19 protein-coding genes are annotated in these 17,658 nt (G+C 62.8%); 8 read left to right on the top strand and 11 right to left on the bottom strand.

Going from position 1 to position 17,658, the window contains the following annotated elements; all coding sequences use genetic code 11:
• Positions 1–47: 47 nt before the first annotated feature.
• Positions 48–503 carry a DoxX family protein gene (locus ACP7AL_RS21975; RefSeq protein ID WP_425994271.1) on the top strand — a complete coding sequence of 152 codons (456 nt, stop codon included), beginning with the start codon at positions 48–50 and terminating at the stop codon, positions 501–503.
• Here the strand turns inward: ACP7AL_RS21975 and ACP7AL_RS21970 are convergent.
• The 5 genes from ACP7AL_RS21970 to ACP7AL_RS21950 all read right to left on the bottom strand — a co-directional run bounded on the left by ACP7AL_RS21970 (position 500) and on the right by ACP7AL_RS21950 (position 6,264).
• Positions 500–1,045 (bottom strand): hypothetical protein, encoded by a 546-nt coding sequence (locus ACP7AL_RS21970; RefSeq protein WP_006020321.1) that lies wholly within the window; start codon positions 1,043–1,045, stop codon positions 500–502. The two genes, ACP7AL_RS21975 and ACP7AL_RS21970, sit on opposite strands and share 4 nt — an antisense overlap.
• A 48-nt stretch (positions 1,046–1,093) precedes the next feature.
• Positions 1,094–2,065 carry a polysaccharide deacetylase family protein gene (locus tag ACP7AL_RS21965; RefSeq protein WP_425994269.1) on the bottom strand — a complete coding sequence of 324 codons (972 nt, stop codon included), beginning with the start codon at positions 2,063–2,065 and terminating at the stop codon, positions 1,094–1,096.
• Positions 2,066–2,215: 150 nt separating this feature from the next.
• On the bottom strand, positions 2,216–2,788 hold the full coding sequence (locus tag ACP7AL_RS21960; RefSeq protein WP_425994267.1) for a glutathione peroxidase: 573 nt from the start codon (positions 2,786–2,788) through the stop codon (positions 2,216–2,218).
• Positions 2,789–2,864: 76 nt separating this feature from the next.
• Positions 2,865–4,514: a hypothetical protein gene (locus ACP7AL_RS21955; RefSeq protein ID WP_425994265.1), complete on the bottom strand. Its 1,650-nt coding sequence runs from the start codon at positions 4,512–4,514 to the stop codon at positions 2,865–2,867.
• Between the two features lie 61 nt (positions 4,515–4,575).
• Positions 4,576–6,264, bottom strand: coding sequence for a L,D-transpeptidase (locus ACP7AL_RS21950; protein WP_425994263.1), 1,689 nt, complete (start codon positions 6,262–6,264; stop codon positions 4,576–4,578).
• 255 nt (positions 6,265–6,519) lie between these two features.
• On the opposite strand from ACP7AL_RS21950, the gene ACP7AL_RS21945 reads away from it, so the two are divergent.
• Positions 6,520–7,053, top strand: coding sequence for a CreA family protein (locus ACP7AL_RS21945; protein WP_006020326.1), 534 nt, complete (start codon positions 6,520–6,522; stop codon positions 7,051–7,053).
• A gap of 85 nt (positions 7,054–7,138) precedes the next feature.
• Positions 7,139–7,885, top strand: a complete 747-nt coding sequence (locus tag ACP7AL_RS21940; protein ID WP_425994261.1) for an SDR family oxidoreductase — start codon at positions 7,139–7,141, stop codon at positions 7,883–7,885.
• Here ACP7AL_RS21940 and ACP7AL_RS21935 read toward each other — a convergent pair.
• From ACP7AL_RS21935 to ACP7AL_RS21915, 5 genes are all read right to left on the bottom strand, one after another.
• Positions 7,882–8,130 (bottom strand): DUF6719 family protein, encoded by a 249-nt coding sequence (locus ACP7AL_RS21935; protein WP_425994259.1) that lies wholly within the window; start codon positions 8,128–8,130, stop codon positions 7,882–7,884. The genes ACP7AL_RS21940 and ACP7AL_RS21935 overlap by 4 nt on opposite strands.
• A 7-nt stretch (positions 8,131–8,137) precedes the next feature.
• Positions 8,138–8,287, bottom strand: a complete 150-nt coding sequence (locus ACP7AL_RS21930; RefSeq protein WP_425994257.1) for a hypothetical protein — start codon at positions 8,285–8,287, stop codon at positions 8,138–8,140.
• Positions 8,288–8,304: 17 nt separating this feature from the next.
• On the bottom strand, positions 8,305–8,634 hold the full coding sequence (locus ACP7AL_RS21925) for a DMT family transporter (RefSeq protein ID WP_425994255.1): 330 nt from the start codon (positions 8,632–8,634) through the stop codon (positions 8,305–8,307).
• A 67-nt stretch (positions 8,635–8,701) separates the two neighbouring features.
• Positions 8,702–8,893, bottom strand: a complete 192-nt coding sequence (locus tag ACP7AL_RS21920; RefSeq protein ID WP_006020331.1) for a hypothetical protein — start codon at positions 8,891–8,893, stop codon at positions 8,702–8,704.
• 162 nt (positions 8,894–9,055) lie between these two features.
• Positions 9,056–9,385 (bottom strand): winged helix-turn-helix transcriptional regulator, encoded by a 330-nt coding sequence (locus ACP7AL_RS21915; RefSeq protein WP_244434446.1) that lies wholly within the window; start codon positions 9,383–9,385, stop codon positions 9,056–9,058.
• Positions 9,386–9,592: 207 nt separating this feature from the next.
• On the opposite strand from ACP7AL_RS21915, the gene ACP7AL_RS21910 reads away from it, so the two are divergent.
• Positions 9,593–10,201 carry an NAD(P)-dependent oxidoreductase gene (locus ACP7AL_RS21910; RefSeq protein WP_425994252.1) on the top strand — a complete coding sequence of 203 codons (609 nt, stop codon included), beginning with the start codon at positions 9,593–9,595 and terminating at the stop codon, positions 10,199–10,201.
• A gap of 107 nt (positions 10,202–10,308) precedes the next feature.
• Here ACP7AL_RS21910 and ACP7AL_RS21905 read toward each other — a convergent pair whose 3' ends face one another.
• Positions 10,309–10,947, bottom strand: coding sequence for a hypothetical protein (locus tag ACP7AL_RS21905; RefSeq protein WP_425994250.1), 639 nt, complete (start codon positions 10,945–10,947; stop codon positions 10,309–10,311).
• A 248-nt stretch (positions 10,948–11,195) separates the two neighbouring features.
• Here ACP7AL_RS21905 and ACP7AL_RS21900 point away from each other — a divergent pair, with 248 nt between their 5' ends.
• The 4 genes from ACP7AL_RS21900 (at position 11,196) to ACP7AL_RS21885 (ending at position 17,567) form a co-directional block, all read left to right on the top strand.
• Positions 11,196–12,488, top strand: coding sequence for an ArgE/DapE family deacylase (locus ACP7AL_RS21900; RefSeq protein ID WP_425994248.1), 1,293 nt, complete (start codon positions 11,196–11,198; stop codon positions 12,486–12,488).
• A 93-nt stretch (positions 12,489–12,581) separates the two neighbouring features.
• Positions 12,582–12,980 carry a PaaI family thioesterase gene (locus tag ACP7AL_RS21895; RefSeq protein ID WP_425994246.1) on the top strand — a complete coding sequence of 133 codons (399 nt, stop codon included), beginning with the start codon at positions 12,582–12,584 and terminating at the stop codon, positions 12,978–12,980.
• Between the two features lie 200 nt (positions 12,981–13,180).
• Positions 13,181–16,378, top strand: coding sequence for an efflux RND transporter permease subunit (locus ACP7AL_RS21890; protein ID WP_425994244.1), 3,198 nt, complete (start codon positions 13,181–13,183; stop codon positions 16,376–16,378).
• A complete protein-coding gene (locus tag ACP7AL_RS21885; RefSeq protein ID WP_425994242.1) occupies positions 16,368–17,567 on the top strand; it encodes an efflux RND transporter periplasmic adaptor subunit in 1,200 nt (399 codons plus the stop codon). Before ACP7AL_RS21890 ends, ACP7AL_RS21885 begins: the two co-directional genes overlap by 11 nt.
• The last annotated feature ends 91 nt before the right edge of the window (positions 17,568–17,658 follow it).

Here is a 17,658-nt window from a genome sequence, read left to right as displayed (position 1 = left end):
CGGGAACTCCTGTATAGTCTGTTCAGGGATTTTTGCGGGGCCGCCAAATGCCAGCCATCGTTACTGTCGGACGTGTTCTGTTCGTCGTTCTGTTTGTGTTTTCCGGCGCCTCCAAGCTGTTCGATATCGCCTCGACAACCCAGGCGATCACCGAGAAGGTCGTCCTTCCGGCGATGCTGACACAGTACACGTCCCAGCTTGAGGGCATCACAGGGATGCCGACCGCGCAGATGCTGGCGATCCTGGCGGGCGCGCTGGAAGTTGTCGGCGGACTGTTCATCGCACTGAACTTCGGCACGCGGACCTTCGCGTGGCTGCTGGTGCTGTTCGTCGCGGTGACGACGTTCTATTTCCACAATTTCTGGGACATGACCGGCGCGGATCGCATCAACAACATGATCCACGCGCTGAAGAACCTGTCGCTGATCGGCGGCCTCCTGGTGATCGCGGGCTATCCGCGTCCGGTGGCCATGGAAGACAGCGGCCGCTACACCGGCGTCTAGCTTCGCCGCCACGCCGTCACATCGACGCCTTGCGCGGCGTCGAGAACGCGGGTCTCTGCTGGCTTGAGACCATGAGCGGCGAGAATATCCTGCGGTGAGCGCGCTGGCACGCCGGGGAAGCCGCCGGTGCCGCCCGGAATTTTCAAACGGTGCGCCTGCGACAGCCAGAATGTGTCGTAGCGATCCATGAACATCTCGAACACACCGGGACCGCCGATGATCGCCGCTGTTCCGCTGGTGACGCCGGCATGACGGCAGGCTTCCTCGAAGGACGCCCCTGCGGGATTCCACAAGGTTGCTTTGGGATTTGATGGATCGGGGGCGAGGGCGGCGACGCTGCGCGTCAGGATGATGCGCGTACGCTGCGGCGAATGCGGCTGGTCCTCGAAAGAGTATTTGCCGTGAACGATCAGGTCGGCCGCGTCCAGCGCAGTGTCAAAGAACTTCTGATCGGCGTCGAACTTCAGCGAAGCAGGCATGACGCCGTGCACATCGGCGAGCATGCCGTCGGCGGAAACGATCACATAGCCTTCAATGCGCATGCGTGCGGTTTAGCCATTTCCCGGACAACCGCAAGTGGGCGTTTTCCGTTACTCGGAAATGGTCTGCACCACGCTGTTAAGCGGGCGCGAACTTACCGTCGGCAGCTTCAGTCCCTTGACGACTTCCTCGTCGTATTGCGCGATGGTCTGCATCGGGGCCTTGGCCTTGACCTGAACCACCTTGTAGCCGCCCGCCTTCAGCCGCTTCATCAGTTCAGGCAGGGCTTCTGCGGTGTGCTTCTGGAAATCGTGCATCAGCACGATGCCTTTGCCGAACTTGTCGAGCTTCGTCATGACGGTGTCGACGATCTTCTGTGCCGTGCTGGCCTTGAAGTCGAACGAGTCGAGATCGCATGACCAGATCGAGATGTTGCGCTCGCCGAGATAGGTCACCATCGCGGGCGGATGCTGAAGCGCGGGGAAACGGAACAGCGGCGACGGTGCGGCGCCAAGCGCCCATTTGACGGCGCTGAAGCCTTTCTCGATCTCTTCCTTCTGCTGCGCCTCGGTCAGCTTCTTGTTGTTGAGATTGGCATGCGACCAGGTGTGCGCACCGATGGTGTGGCCCTCGGCCGCGACGTGCTTGAGAATTTCGGGATAGTAGGTCGCGTGCTTGCCGATCGGGAAGAAGATCGCCTTGGTGCATTCGTCGGCGAGCGTCTTGAGGACCGACGGCGTGTTGACCGGCCATGGTCCGTCATCGAACGTCAGCACTACTTCCTTATCGCGCAAAAAGTCGAGCTGCTTGAAATGCTCGAAGCCGAAGCCGGGTCCGCCGGTGGTGTCGATCTGCACCACGCGCGAGACGCCGATCGCATTCGGGTTGGCACAGTTGGCTTTTGCGGCAGCCGGAGTAGGTGCCGGTGCGGCCGTTGCCGCAGGGGCTGGTGCGGGAGCCGGAGCGGCCGCCGGAGCAGGAGGTGGGGTGGTGCGCTGCGGGATAAGGGCCTGCGACCAGACACTGGTGAATGCGCAGACCGAGATGGCGCTGGCGGCGAAAAATGTTGCCTTGATACGCATGTTAGTACCCCTGAACGCAAAATCCCCGCGTCCGGTCCGCCGGACGCCGCCGTAGTCCCCGGTCATCAGCCTAATCCTGCATCGGCAAACGCGCCAACCGATTTTCAACAGGAGCGTAGGCAGGGTTAATCGAGGCGGGCGCGGGTTCCGTCAGGCGGTCAGCGCGCGGGCCACGGCGGTGACGACGCGCGTATCGGTGGGCTCGACGCGCGAGGAAAATGCCTCGGCGATATGGCCGTCGCGACCAACGAGGTATTTGTGGAAATTCCAGCCCGGAAGATCCGCAGGCCGCTCGGCCGCCGCCCATTTGTAGAAGGGATGGGCGTTCGGCCCTTTCACGCTCGTTTTGACCGTGATCGGGAAGCTGACATGATAGGTTTTCTCGGCGGTGTGCGCGATGTCGCTGGCGCCGCCCGGCTCCTGCGCGCCGAAGTCGTTGGACGGCACGCCGATGATCATCAGGCCGCGCTCGCGAAACTGCGTCCACAATTCCTGCAAGCCGGCATATTGCGGCGTGTAACCGCAGAGCGAGGCGGTGTTCACCACCAGCACCGGTTTGCCGGCGAAGTCGGCAAGGCGGATGTCGCCGCCCTTCAGGCCCTGGAAGGAAAAGCCGTAGGCGGTCATGCGGCTCATGGCCGCCTGTGCGAACACTGATCGCGCCGTGAGCGGGAGCGCTGCGCCCGCTGCGATGGCTGTTATCACACGTCGGCGGTCGATCATGATGCGCTCCCTGAGGTTCATTCACTCAAGATAACGGATTGCCGCCGCCCGCAGTTTCAACAACCCGTGACGATCCTCACGGACGCTTCGGCGGCTTGTCGCACCATGGCATCGGCAGCAGCGGTTCGTAATACTCGTTCCATTCGCAGATGTATTCGGGACCGCTGCGCTTCAGGACGTGTTTGACCGGCTCGGCCTGGCTGACGGCGACGTGAGCGACAATCAGTGCCACGCCGATCGGATAGGCCCATTTGCTGAACCGCAGATCCCTCAATTTCTCCAGCAGCAATGCGCCGGCGAGGATGATGAGCGGGTCGGTCAGGATGAAGTATTCCGCCTTGAGATTGCGCCGTACGCCGAGTGCATCGATGCCGATGGCGGAGAGCAGCAGAACAGCCGCCTGAATTGCGGTCTGCCGCTCGCCCCTGAGCCACGCATAGACGATGCCGGGGAAAACGAGCCAGGTGAGGAACACGGTGGGACGCGGCGACGTGAACAGCACGAATGTGTAGCGCTGAACCACGGATTTGACCCCGTCGAACAGAAGGGCGATCGCAGCCCAGATCTTTCCGCCTTCGGTGGCCGATGTGGCCGGCGCATCCGCGAACACCAGCATCTTCTCGATCGGATTGATCACCGCAACGGCGTTCTGCGGGTCGTACTCCAGATAGAGAGCGAGCAGTCCGAGCGATGCACCGGTGGCCACCGCGAACACCGATGCCAGCGTCTCGGCAGCGCTGACGCGCCAAAGCGCAGCGAATGCGATCATGCCGGCGACGATCCAGCCGAGCAGGGCGATCTGATAGATGCCGAACCTGCCGGCGATCAGAGCGTGAAGCTGGGCGATGTCGATCGATTCAGGCTCCAGCCCCGCAGCGATCAGCGGCCATGCAAGGGCAAGCATCACGCCAGCGGCAATGGCCGAGAGCAGAACTGCGAGCCATGCCGACGAACCGCGCCAGAACGGCGCGCTGGCGCTGTCCGCGCTGCCAAAGGGAAGCATGATGACGGGCAGCGCTGCGATCAGCAGGATGATCTGGACCTTGTTCTCCATCCCGAGCACGCACAGCGCGGCGGCACCGGCGAGCGCGAGCGGGCGCCAGTTGCCGGCGCGGCGGCTGACGGCGATCAGCAGCATCAATGCCAGTGTGAAAAGGCACGCCGCGATCAGTTCGCTGCGAAGAATCCGCATGTGAACCGCAATGCCGCCGGAGAATGCAAACGCGAACGTCGCGAGCAGTGCGATCCGCCAGTCGCGGAAGATGCAGCGGGCGAGTGCCGCGAAGCCGATGACGAAGATGGTTGCGGTCAGCCATGCCACGATGCGGCCGGCGCGAACGGCTTGCGTCATCGCGGCATCGAAGGCGGGGACGTTCAGGGCCGATGGGATCGACGACAGTTTCCATGCGTCGAGCAGTCCCAGCGAATGCATCGCCTGAAACCACCACTTCACCGACAGGATGGTGAAGTATGACGGATGATCGAAGAACGCCTGCGGCTTGCCGTCGTTCATAACCAGCGCGTTGTAGACGATCATGAAATCCATGTCGGCGTTGCGCCAGTAGATGACGAAATAGCCGGCGAGGAAAAACGATGCGGCGAGGAGCGCCAGGATGAAGGCCAGTCCGCCGTTCCAGCCGAATGGTGTCAGCCGTGCGAGCGCGTCGCTGCGCGGATCGCTGGGGGATGGCGAGGCGGAGGTCTGACTATCGGGCGAGGCTGTCATGATCGGCGCGTTCTAGCTTAACGCCCGGCCGAAAGCCAACCGGCCAGATCGGGATCGCCAGCTACCGCAACTGGACGATGAAATCCGTGCCGCGTCCTGTCTCGTCGCCAAGGCCGCGATCCGACACGGTGATCGATCCGCCAGGCGCCAGCGCGGAGGCGATCCGGGTCATGGTCTCTTCGGGGATGGTCAGGCGGTCGAGCGCCTCGGTTGGCGATGACGGCGGAGCGGGGGCTGCGATGGCCGCAACCGGCTCACCGCGCCTGCGCCGCGGAGCCTCTTCCGCGACACGTGCGGGGGATGGCAGCGAGACCACCGACCAGCGCAGCGCCTCGGCGTCGTCCTTGTCGGCGCGAACCGTGAAGACGTGCGTGCCGAGCGGGCGGTTCGAGGCGGCGATCGTCACCGGCGTTTCGAACCACGGTTCGAAATTCTGCCGCACGTAAATCTTGTTTTCCTTGGCGCTGACGAAGACGGCGACATGCCCGGTGCGCGGCTTGACCGGCCCGATGAACTCGGCAGAGCCTTCGGACGCAACCGCAACCGGCGCCGGTGCCGCGCCGGTATCAGTCATGCGAGTCTGATCCTTGTCGGTCTTCGGGGCCTCGGATTTTTTGTCGGCAGGCGTTGCATCGGGAGACTTGTCGCCGGCTGCCTTGTCGTCGGAAGCACCGGCGTTGCCGTCGGTTTTCGCGGCATCGTCCTTGGCCGCTGCGCCGTCTTTCGGTGCGTTCGGCGACGGAGGATTGGCATTCTCCTTAGGCCCGTCCTTGGCCGCTTCGGGCTCCGGCGTAACGCCGCCACGGCCTGCATCCCAGGAACCGCCGCCGCGGCTGGCATCCCACGCCTGCGCAACGACGCTGTCGGCGTTGCTCTTTTGCGGGAGTGCGCCGCTGGCGTCAGCCGTGCGAACGGGCGCGTCTTCGGAAATCGATGTCAGCCGCAGTTGCGGCTTGTCGTGGGACGCCGCGTCGACAATGGACGACCGGTCTGATTTCGGCGTCGTCTCGGCGTGCTTCTCCGGCACCGCCGCGGCAGCGACGGGTTTTGTGCCCGGCTTGCGAGCGATCAGCAGCGGATGGGAAAAATCAGCCGGTGAGACTTCACCGGGCGTGATGATGACGCGTGCGCCCATGCGGGTCCAGCCCCACATCCGCATCGCGAAATTCATCGGCATGCGGATGCAGCCGTGCGAGGCCGGATAGCCGGGCAGAACGCCTGCATGCATCGCCACGCCTGACCACGTGATGCGCTGCATGTAAGGCATCGGCGCGCCGCTGTAGATGTTCGAGCGGTGATACTTGTTCTTCTGGATGACGCTGAACACGCCCATCGGAGTCGAATGGCCGCGCATGCCGGTCGAGACTGGCGATTCCGCGAACAGGCCGTTCTGGTCGTAGAGCTTCAAGGTCTGCCGATCGATCGAGATCGCAACCACGATCGGGCCGACCGGCTTTGCGGTGTCCTTCGGGGCATCGGGCAATTTCGGTTTGGCGCGGGCAACGCGCGGACGGCGCGGCTCCAGGTGATGCTGCGGTTCCGGGTAGTAAGTGGCGCCGGGGTCCATCGGCCAGTAGACCTGGGCATCGGCAGGCAGCACAAATCCGGCGGTGAGCGCCGTGGCGAGCCATGCTGTTCGCAGCCCTATGGACCGGAGCGGCCTGGAACTGATGTCATTGCCAGGAAAAGGGGAGGTTATGCCGAGCGTTTTCCGCTGGTCGCCTGAAGCTGGTAGCCTATTCCCGTACACGCGAAATTCCTCAATTGATTCCAGTATTAGTGTCGCCAACTGGCTGAATGTTCATCGCCGTCCGGCCTCGATACCGCATTCTGCGTGATTCACGGTGCCGAAAAGCTAGCCTTTGAGCCTTCAAAAGCGCTTAACGGCGGATTGTCCCCGGTCACAATTCCGTGCCTTCCAACGAAGCCCGCCCCACCCCACATGAGGGGTCCGGGCGGGACAGCCGTCCAGCCGTTCTGAAGACCCTTTTCTTGGAGCCTCCCGATGCCCTTCCGACCGACCCGACTAACAGCCGCCGCGCTGTTGGCCGCCGCCTTTGCGTGGCTGGCCATAACGCCACTGGCCGCGGCCGACGAGCCGGATCTGATCTTCCGGCGCTCGACCGTATTCAAGCTACTGAGCCCGGATGACAAACTTGCAACGTACGGCGTCGATGACCCGGTGGTTGACGGCGTGGCCTGCCATTTCACCGTGCCTGAGAAGGGCGGCTACAAGGGCTGGCTGGGCCTCGCCGAGCAGGTGTCCGACATCTCGCTGGCCTGCCGCCAGATCGGGCCGATCCGCTTCAAGTCCAAGGCGCCGCAGGGCGAGGACATGTTCCGCCAGCGCCGCTCGCTGTTCTTCAAGAAGATGCAGATCGTGCGCGGCTGCGACCCCAAGCGGAACGTACTGGTCTACATGGTCTATTCCGACAAGCTGATCGACGGTTCGCCGAAGAACTCGACGTCTTCCGTGCCGATCATGCCGTGGGGCAGCAACGACACCATCCAGAAATGTGGTGACTTCATTTCGGGGTAGCCACGTTTTGCGACGCAGCTTGCCTTTGCCTTTCGGTTGATCGACGCTCGATGCAGCGACAACGAAAATCAAAAGGGCGGACACCATGCGTCTTAAAGACAAGGTTGCACTGGTCACAGGTGGCGCATCGGGTTTTGGCGCGGCCATTGCGCGTCATTTTGTCGATGAAGGCGCGAAGGTCGTCATCGTCGATCTGAACGGTGAGGGCGCGGCGCGCGTTGCCGCGAATACCGGCGGGGCTGTCTCGTTGGCAGGCGATGTGTCGAAGCGGGACGACATCGACAGGGCCGTCGCGACCGCCGTCGAGACATTCGGACGGCTCGACATCGTGGTGAACAACGCGGGCTGGTCGTTCCGCAACAAGCCGATCATGGATGTGACGGAAGACGAATTCGACCGCGTATTCGCCGTCAACGTCAAATCGATCTTTCACATGACCAACGCGACGGTGCCGCTAATGCGCAAGCAGGGCGGCGGCTGCATCATCAATATCGGCTCGACCGGTGGCATCCGGCCGCGTCCGGGCCTGACCTGGTATAACGGCTCGAAGGGCGCGGTGAACCTGCTGTCGAGCGCGATGGCGGTGGAGCTGGCGCCGGACAAGATTCGCGTCAACTGCGTCGCGCCGGTGATGGGCGAGACCGCGCTGCTCGAAACTTTCATGGGCGTGCCGGACACCCCGGAGAACCGCGCGAAATTCATCGCGACGATTCCGCTCGGCCGCATGTCGCAGCCTGACGATATTGCCAAGGCGTGCGTCTATCTCGCATCTGACGATGCCGGATTTATTACCGGCGTGGTGCTGCCGGTGGATGGCGGCAGGACGATTTAGCGCTTGCCCTTGCGATCGACGCATTTCTTGGAGCGCTCTACGCCCGCTGCGGTCAGTCGCATGCCGCTGACTTCCTTGATCTGCCCCGCGGGGCACGAGCCGTCGTCGACATAGATCTTCTGGCCGAGCCGGAGTTCGGTGATGTCGGATTCGCGCCCGACGATGTCGGCGCGCGCAGCGCCGATCAGCGCCACCGAGGCAATCGCTGCAAGCAACAGCGCGCGCGGGAAGGATGTCGCGGTCATTCGCGTCTCACTTGTTCTGAATCTTCAGCCCGTCGGGGCCGACGTTGATCTGCAGGCCCTGCGGCTTCCTGTTGTCCTGATAGACCTTGTAGCCGAGCACAGCGACCGCGATGACGAGAGCTCCGACGACGGCGTAGAGGATATTGCGATTGTCCATGTGGTCTCTCCAATGTGTCAATGCGAAACGGTCGATGAAAACAGATTGATGGTGCCGACGCCTGCGATGATCAGCGCGAGGCCGATCACGGCGGGCATGTCGAGCTTCTGGCCGAACCAGACAAGACCAACGAGTGTGATGAGCACGATGCCAAGGCCGGACCAGATCGCATAGGCGATCCCGACCGGCATGGTCCGCAGGACCAGCGACAGGAAATAGAACGAGGCCGCGTAGCCGATCGCTGTCAGGATCAGCGGCTTGGGCTTGGTGAATTGCTCCGACGCCTGCAGCGCGGAGGTTCCGATCACCTCAAGAATGATCGCGATGAGGAGGTAGACGAAGGTCATGCCTCATCGTAGTCGGGCGGCCGTGATTCTGGTAGGCGCGGATGCCCCCGCGGACTTACAGCGGCGTTTAGTGCTTCGCGACAGTGTCCCGGACTTCAGTGCAGCACGCCGGGCATTCATAGATGAAGTCGACCCTCGCCAGGTCCCAGTGAGGATGCACCTCCCTGATTTCCATGGGAAGGCTCTGGCAGCTTGGACACACGGTCATGGCCGCATGAAATATCTGCTGGTTGCGGTGATGCTGTGCATAGGCTGGCATGATTGCTCTCCTTGTATTTTGGGAGCTCATTTTCATCGCCGGCGATTAAGTCATCGATTATCGCCGATGATGCGCCATCCTATCGCGCAAGCTCTAAACACCTCATCAACTCTTGCGAACGCACAAAGAACATCCGCACAAACTCGGCGTGTGTGACCGAATCTACACAGTTTGCGCCTTGGTTCGGTCATATTGTGACTGGGCCTTTGCGACATCGCCCATGTGCTGCTCCGCCCAGATGCGCAAACCGTCAACGGTGTCGCTCAATGTGCGCCCCAGCGGCGTGATCGAATACTCCACTGTCACCGGAACGGTCGGCGTCACCTTGCGCTTCACGAGACCGTCACGTTCCATTCCCTTCAGAGTCTGCGACGCCATCTTCTGCGTGAGGCCACCGATCTCGCGGCGCAGTTCGTTGAAGCGCCACGGCCTGCGCGACAGCAGGATCAGCAACAATACGGTCCACTTGTCGGCGATACGGTCGAGCACCAGCCGGGTCGGGCAATCCTGCGCGTAGGGATTCGCCGGCCAGTTTCCGCGCGGAGCCTTGTTTCCACGCGCAGGTTTGGCGGGTGGTTTCTCGAAGGGGACCATGTCTCGGAAAGGTGCCTTCTTCACAGCGGCGTCGCGAGCGGGCATCTGATGTCCATTCGTTAGTTGGTATCCATTGGATACCAGATCGCACAAGGGACGCAAATCATGAAAATCGCTTTGATCGGCGCGACCGGCCAGGCCGGCACGCCCATTCTCAAGGAACTCACCAGCCGCGGCCATGAGGTCACGGCCATCGTCCGCAATCCCGAGAAGGTGCAGGCGCAGGCGAACGTCACGCCGAAGAAGGGCAACGTCTTCGACAGGGATGGGCTCGCCGCGCTGCTTAAAGGGCACGACGTGGTCATCAGCGCCGTGCACTTCACGGCAAGCGACCCGCAGATGCTGATCGACGCGGCGAAGGCCTCGGGCGCGAAGCGCTATCTGGTGGTCGGCGGTGCCGGCAGCCTCGAGGTCGCGCCCGGCGTCGCGCTGGTGACGACTCCGGAGTTTCCGGCTGCCTACAAGGCGGAGGCGCTCAAGGGCGGCGATTTCCTCGCGCTGCTGCGTCAGGAGAAAGACCTCGACTGGACGTTTCTCTCGCCGTCAGCACTGTTTTTCGACGGTCCTCGTACCGGCACGTTCCGCCTCGGCAAGGATCAGCTTCTGACCACGGAGAAGGGCAGCAGCATCTCGTTCGCGGACTATGCAATCGCGCTCGCGGATGAAGTCGAGAAGCCCGCGCATTCAAGGCAGCGGTTCACGGTCGGGTATTGATCCTTGCAGGTCATCCTTCGGCCGCCGCAACAGGCGTGGCGGCCGAATGATTGAGGACATGCGGACTCTTTGCAGAATGACTGGCCGCAGACTTTTGGAGCGGTGCGTTACGGCCGTGCACTGGTTGCTTTTGGAGAACTGGCTGGCCCTCCGATGAGTTGTACGGCAATCCAGCAGACCAAACCCGCGAGCGGTATGGGTGCGAGCGGCGCGAAGACCAGAAGACCAAGCGCAGAGTCGGGATTAAGAAAGCTGGGATATGAACCGAACCAGAGCGGCATGCTGAGCACGGCCTGAACGATACCGATGCCTTGACCCGCATCGAAGACGTTGGAAACCATATCGGGAGCCAGAAAGAACAGCGGCATGTTGAGTAAAGACATCACGGCTGCAGAAAGCCACATCGCGGATCGGGCCGACCGAAAGTTCGGCGCCAACCGGCAAGTCACATACAACGCAACAAATCCCCAGTTCATGACCGCGAAATCAAGGGGGAGCTGAAAAATGAATGATGAAAATCGGTATCCGGCTTGTCCGGCCTGCAACAGACCGGATTTGTAGCCGAGATAGAGAAGTATGGCGACTGCGCTCGGGCCGATGGAAACCGTCACGAACGCGATCAGAGGAACTTGAGTCCAGGCAAGCGACCGGCCGTTTGCAGAGATCGCGTGTCGTACCTTGTAGCATGCGAGCAGTATCGCCAGCAGCAGCAAGGCGAGGGCGGCGTACTTAAATCGGTCGGACATCAGGAGCATTCTGTCACGCTTGTCTTGAGCAGGATGGCTGGAGCGGTTCGCCCCGTTCGTCCCCCATCTGTAGCGGCAGCTACGGAGAAATCATTAGTCGTTGTTTCGCCGGGCGAGGTTCAACCGGCAGCCGGAGCCTCTGGGATGCTTACCTCAAAGGTCATCGCGTCCCGTCCAGCCGTCCCCTAAAGTTGGTTACACTCGTGCCATAATCCGCGCGGCAGACGCGGGCACGAAGGGACGAAACGATGGACGCCAAGACAACCTCGAACGAGGTCCAGCGCCGCATTCTCGATGCGGTGGACGATGCCTTCGACCGGCAGATCGAGACGACGAAACAGTTCTCCGCCATTCCTTCGACACGCGGTGCGGAAGGTCCGTGTCAGGACATGATGCATGACCTGTTGCGTGCACGCGGCTACGAGGTCGACGACTGGCACATCAGCGTCGATGACCTGAAGGACCTGCGCGGCTTCGGTCCGATCGAACATGACTTTTCCCGCGCGCGCAGCGTGGTCGGCACATATCGTCCGGCGCGCGAGGCGGGCCGTTCGCTGATCCTGCAGGGGCACTGCGATGTGGTGCCCGCCGGGCCGCTCGACATGTGGGACACGCCGCCGTTCTCGCCGACCGTTAGGGACGGCTGGCTCTATGGCCGCGGCGCGGGCGATATGAAGTCCGGCACCATCGCCGCGCTCTACGCACTCGATGCGCTGCGCGCGGCAGGTCTCAAACCAACGGCGCGGATCCATTTTCAGTCCGTGATCGAGGAGGAGAGCACCGGCGTCGGCGCGCTCTCGACGGTGCAGCGTGGTTATCGTGCCGACTGCTGTTTCATTCCTGAGCCGACGGGCGGCAGGCTGGTGCGCTCGCAGGTCGGGGTGATCTGGTTTCGCCTCAAGGTGCGCGGCAAGCCGGCGCACGTCTACGAGGCGGGCATCGGCGCGAACGCCATCAAGGCGGCGTACCATCTGCTTCAGGCGCTTGAAGCGCTGGAAGAGGACTGGAACAGGCGCGCCGCCAGCGACAGGCATTTCAAGGTCGTGAAGCATCCAATCACGCTCAATCCCGGCATCATCAAGGGCGGCGACTGGGCGTCCTCGGTGCCGGCGTGGTGCGATGTCGATTGCCGGATCGCCGTGCTGCCCGGCTGGTCGATCGCGGACCATCAGGCCGAGATCGTCGCCTGTGTCGAAGCAGCCGCATCGCGGCATCCGTTTCTGGCCAAGAACCCGCCGGTGGTGGAGTGGTCCGGCTTTCTGTCCGAAGGCTATGAACTGACAGGCGCGGATGAACCCGAAGCCGTGCTGCGTTCGGTCTGTGAGACGGTCTATGGCGGACCGATGAAAGAACTGGCTTTCACGGCGCTGACCGATACGCGCTTCTATGGCCTCAACGCCGGTATCCCGAGCCTGTGCTTCGGCGCCAATGCCGAGGCGATGCACGGCTTCAACGAACGGGTCGAAATCGAATCGCTGCGCAAGACCACGCGGGCGATTGCGCTGTTCGTCGCCGGTTGGTGCGGCGTGGAGGCCGCGTGATCCGGGGCCGGAGACGATGTTCATTCGTTACTTTAAGTCGCTCTCCGGCCCGGAAGCGGCTTCACTTTTCACATTAACAACAGGAGCGGCAGCGTGACCCTGCTTGAGATGATCCAGTCGCGGCCGATGCCGTTCGCCGCCCTGATGGGCGTGACATTCGTCGAGGCCGCAAAGGACAAGGTGGTCGCGACCATGGTGGTGCGCGAGGACCTCTGTACGCTTGGGCAGTCGATCCATGGCGGCGCGGTGATGGCCTTCGCGGACTCCGTCGGGGCCGCCGCCACCATCATCAACCTGCCACCCGACGCCAAAGGCACCACGACAATCGAGAGCAAGACCAACTTCACGGGGGCTGCTAAAGCGGGTTCGACCGTCAGGGCGACCACCACCCCGATCCATCTTGGGCGACGCACCCATGTCTGGCAGACCCGGATTGAGACCGAGGAGGGGCGGTTGGTCGCCATCGTCACCCAGACCCAGATGATCTTGTGATAAATTGGCCCCGCCCGGCGAAATATTCGTCCAAAACCCGCGAAAACAGCCGCCGGAACCTTCCGAACAAGCGACTGTGAGTTTCGCGGCGTTGCGCAATCGCGGCAGATTCAGGTAGATCAGCCCCTGACTGAAAGCGTGAAGACAACAGGTCTTTCCCGCAGGGGCAACGTCGCGCCTGCCGACCGAGAAAACATAAGATGAATGCGCTTGTCCGGATTGCCCTGAGCCGACCCTATACTTTCGTCGTGCTCGCGGTCCTGCTGCTGATCGTCGGGCCGCTGGCGGCCCTGCGCACGCCGACTGACATTTTCCCCGAAATCCGCATCCCGGTGATCGGTGTGGTGTGGCAGTACACCGGCCTGCCGCCTGACCAGATGTCCGGCCGCATCGTGACGCCGTTCCAGCGCGCGCTGACCACGACGGTCAACGACATCGAGCACATCACGGCGAACTCGTACAACACCTACGGCGTCATCAAGATCTTCTTCCAGCCGAACGTCGACATCCGCACGGCGAATGCGCAGGTCACCGCGATCGCGCAGACCATGCTGAGGCAATTGCCCGCCGGTTCGACGCCGCCGCTGATCCTGAACTACAGCGCCTCGACGGTGCCGATCATCCAGCTTGCGCTCGGCGGCGAGGGGCTGACCGAACAGAACATGTTCGACATCGCCACCAACCAGTTGCGCACGCCGCTGGTCACCGTGCCGGGCGCGGCGATCCCGTGGCCGTTCGGCGGCAAGCAGCGCCAGATCCAGCTCGACATCAATCCGACGGCGATGCAGGCGCTCGGCCTGTCCGGACAGGACGTCGCCAACGCGCTCGCCGCGCAGAACCTGATTACGCCGGTCGGCACCCAGAAGATCGGCAACTTCGAATACAACATCCAGCTCAACAACGCGCCGCGCAAGATCGAGGAGCTCGGCAACCTGCCGATCAAGGTCGTCAACGGCGCGACGGTCTATATCCGCGACGTGGCGCAGGTGCGCGACGGCAACCCGCCGCAGACCAACATCGTTCATGTCGACGGCACGCGATCGGTACTGATGATGGTGCTGAAGGCGGGCGCGACATCGACGCTGGATATCATCTCCGGCATCAAGCAGAAGATCATCGACACCAAGGACCAGTTGCCGGAGCAGTTGCGCGTCAATCTGCTTGGCGACCAGTCGATCTTCGTGCGCGGCGCCATCGCCGGCGTCGCCTTCGAGGGCGTGCTGGCGGCGGCGCTGACCAGCATCATGATCCTGCTGTTCCTCGGAAGCTGGCGCTCGACCCTCATCATCGCGATCTCGATCCCGCTCTCGGTGTTCGGGGCGATCATCTGTCTGTCGGCGGTCGGCGAGACGCTCAACATCATGACGCTCGGCGGCCTCGCGCTCGCGGTCGGTATTCTGGTCGACGACGCCACCGTGACCATCGAGAACATCAACTACCATCTCGAACACGGGATGGAGGTCGAGCCGGCCATTCTCGAGGGCGCGCGCCAGATCGCGACACCCGCCTTTGTCACGCTGCTATGTATCTGCATCGTGTTCGTGCCGATGTTCTTCCTCACCGGCGTGTCGCGCTTCCTGTTCGTACCGATGGCGCTCTCGGTGATGTTCGCGATGACCTGGTCGTTCATCCTGTCGCGCACGCTGGTGCCGACGATGGCGAAGTATCTGCTGCATCCGCACCCGCATGACGAGAACGGCAATCCGCTGCCTCCGCCGGAAAGCCGCAATCCGCTGGTGCTGTTCCAGCGCGCATTCGAAAAGCGTTTCGAACGGGTGAGGGACGTCTATCACGGCCTGCTGCATATGGCGCTCGGCCATCGCAAGGTGTTCGTTATCGGCTTCCTCGGCTTCGTCGGGGTCTCGTTCCTGCTGGTGCCGTTCCTCGGCCGCAACTTCTTCCCGTCGGTCGATACCGGGCAGATCCTGATCCATGTCCGCACCCAGATCGGGACGCGGGTCGAAGAAACAGCCAACAAGCTTGCCGATATCCAGAAGTTGATCCGGCAGGTCATTCCGTCCGACAAGATCGAGACCATGGCCGACAACATCGGCATGCCGATCTCGGGCATCAACCTGACCTACAACAACACCGGCGTGATCGGCCCGCAGGACGGCGACATTCAGATCAAGCTGAAAGAAGACCACAAGCCGACCGAGGAATATGTACGCGAGCTGCGCGAAAAGCTGCCGCGCGAATTCCCCGGCGTCTCGTTCGCGTTCCTTCCCGCCGACATCGTCAGCCAGATCCTGAACTTCGGCTCTCCGGCGCCGATCGACATTCAGGTGCGCGGCGCGAATACGGTTGAGAATTTCAGATATGCCAATGACCTACTGCGGCGGATCAAGCTGATTCCGGGTGTCGCCGACGCGCGTATCCAGCAGTCGCCGAACAACCCGAGCTTCGACGTCAATGTGGACCGCACCCGCGCACAGTATGTCGGTCTCACCGCGCGCGACGTGACCAACAGCATGGTCGTGAACCTCGCCGGCAGCTCGCAGGTTGCGCCGACGTTCTTTCTCGATCCGAACAACGGCGTATCCTATTCGATCGTGATGCAGACGCCGCAGTACCAGATCGACTCGCTGAACAAGCTGGAGGCGCTGCCGATTTCCTCCGCCGGAATTGCCACGGCGCCGATGCTGGGCGGCATCGCTGACATCAAGCGCTCCTCCTCGAGCGCGGTGGTTTCGCAGTATGACATCCAGACCATGGTGCAGATCTTCGCCACGCCGCAGGGCCGTGACCTCGGCGCGGTTGCAGCGGACATCAACAAGGTGATCGCGGAAACCGCCAAGGATCTTCCGCGCGGCAGCCGCGTGGTCTTGCTGGGGCAGGTGGAGACGATGAACAGCGCCTTCGCCGGCCTGCTGTTCGGCCTGCTCGGCGCGATCGTGCTGATCTACCTTCTGATCGTGGTCAACTTCCAGTCGTGGTCCGATCCGTTCGTGATCGTCTCGGCGCTGCCCGCGGCGCTTGCGGGCATCGTGTGGATGCTGTTCGCGACCCACACCACGCTGTCGGTTCCGGCGCTGACGGGCGCGATCATGTGCATGGGCGTGGCGACGGCGAACTCGGTGCTGGTGATCGCCTTCGCCCGCGAGCGCTTTGACCAGCTCGGCGATCCGGTCGCGGCCGCGCTCGACGCCGGTTTCGTCCGGTTCCGCCCCGTGCTGATGACGGCGCTTGCCATGATCATCGGCATGACCCCGATGGCTCTGGGTATGGGCGAGGGCGGCGAGCAGAATGCGCCGCTCGGCCGCGCCGTGATCGGCGGCCTGATTTTCGCAACGACCGCCACATTGATGTTCGTACCGGTGGTGTTCAGTATGGTTCACAAGAAGAAGCAACAGCCCGCGACATCCGCGACGGCGCCGGAGATGGTTCATGCAACCTGACAAGACCTCGTCAGTCTCGCCACGCAAGCTGAGGCTCTATGGCACCGTCGCCATCGGCGTGCTTGCAGCCGTTGTTGTCAGCGGGATCATCACCCGCTCGAAGGGCGACGCCAATCTCAAGGAATGGACCGACGCGCAGGCGATCCCTTCGGTCGCGGTCGCGCTGCCGGGCACCAAGCCGCTCAACGCGACGCTCGATCTGCCGGGACGTCTGGAGGCCTATTCGCGTGCGCCGATCTACGCGCGCGTCAGCGGCTATCTCAAGAGCTGGAGCGCCGATATCGGCGCTCAGGTCGCGGCCGGACAGAAGCTTGCCGAAATCGAAGCGCCGGACCTCGACCAGCAACTTCTGCAGGCTCGCGCGGACCTCGCAAATTCACAGGCCGCAGCGAAGCTGTCCGCTGCCACGCTCGCACGCCGCAAGACGCTGCTGGCGTCGAACTTCGTCTCGCAGCAGGAAATCGATGAGCGTTCGGCCGACCTTGCCAGCAAGGAAGCGCAGGTCAATGCGATGAGCGCGAACGTGCAGCGGCTCGAGGCGCTGGCGAGCTACAAGAATGTCACCGCGCCATTCGATGGCGTGGTTACCGAACGCAACACCGACGTCGGTGCGCTGATCAACGGCGGCACAGGCTCGGGTGCGGCGATGTTCGTGGTGTCCGACGTCAAGAAGCTGCGTCTCTATGTGAATGTGCCGCAGAGCTATCTGCCCGGCATCAGGATGGGCGCGAAGGCGGTCGTCACGGTGCCGGAATATGCGGGCCGCACCTTCCCGGCGACCATCGAGGCGTCGTCGCAGTCGGTGGATGTTTCGTCAGGCACGACCCGCATGCAGCTTGCGATCGAGAACCCGAAGGGCGAATTGCGTCCCGGCGCCTTCGCCAACGTCAAGCTGGCGCTGTCCAGCGATGCGCAGCCGCTGAGCATTCCGGCGAGCGCGCTGGTGTTCAACAACAGCGGCTTGCGCGTCGCCACCGTCACCGCGGGCGACAAGGTGCTGTTCAAGACCGTGACCATCGCGCGCGACCTCGGCCGCGAGATCGAGATCGCCAGCGGACTGTCGCCCGATGACCGGATCATCGTCACACCGCTCGACGGTATTGCGGACGGCGATCAGGTCCGAATCGCGGGCGCCGGCAAGGACGGCACGCCGCGGACCAGTTCCAACGCCACCACCAAGACCGAGTAGCTCGCTTTCCTTGGATGAGCCTGATTCCAGGGACCGCTCCAGATTGCGTGAGCTTTTTGTCGCGGTTCACCGGTCCGGAAAACCTCTACGG

Origin of the sequence: Afipia sp. DC4300-2b1 (assembly GCF_049895725.1) — a bacterium.
GTDB classification, from domain to species: Bacteria; Pseudomonadota; Alphaproteobacteria; order Rhizobiales; family Xanthobacteraceae; genus Afipia; species Afipia broomeae.
The sequence above is the reverse complement of the archived record's forward strand: the minus strand, read 5'-3'. Positions and strand labels throughout refer to the sequence as shown.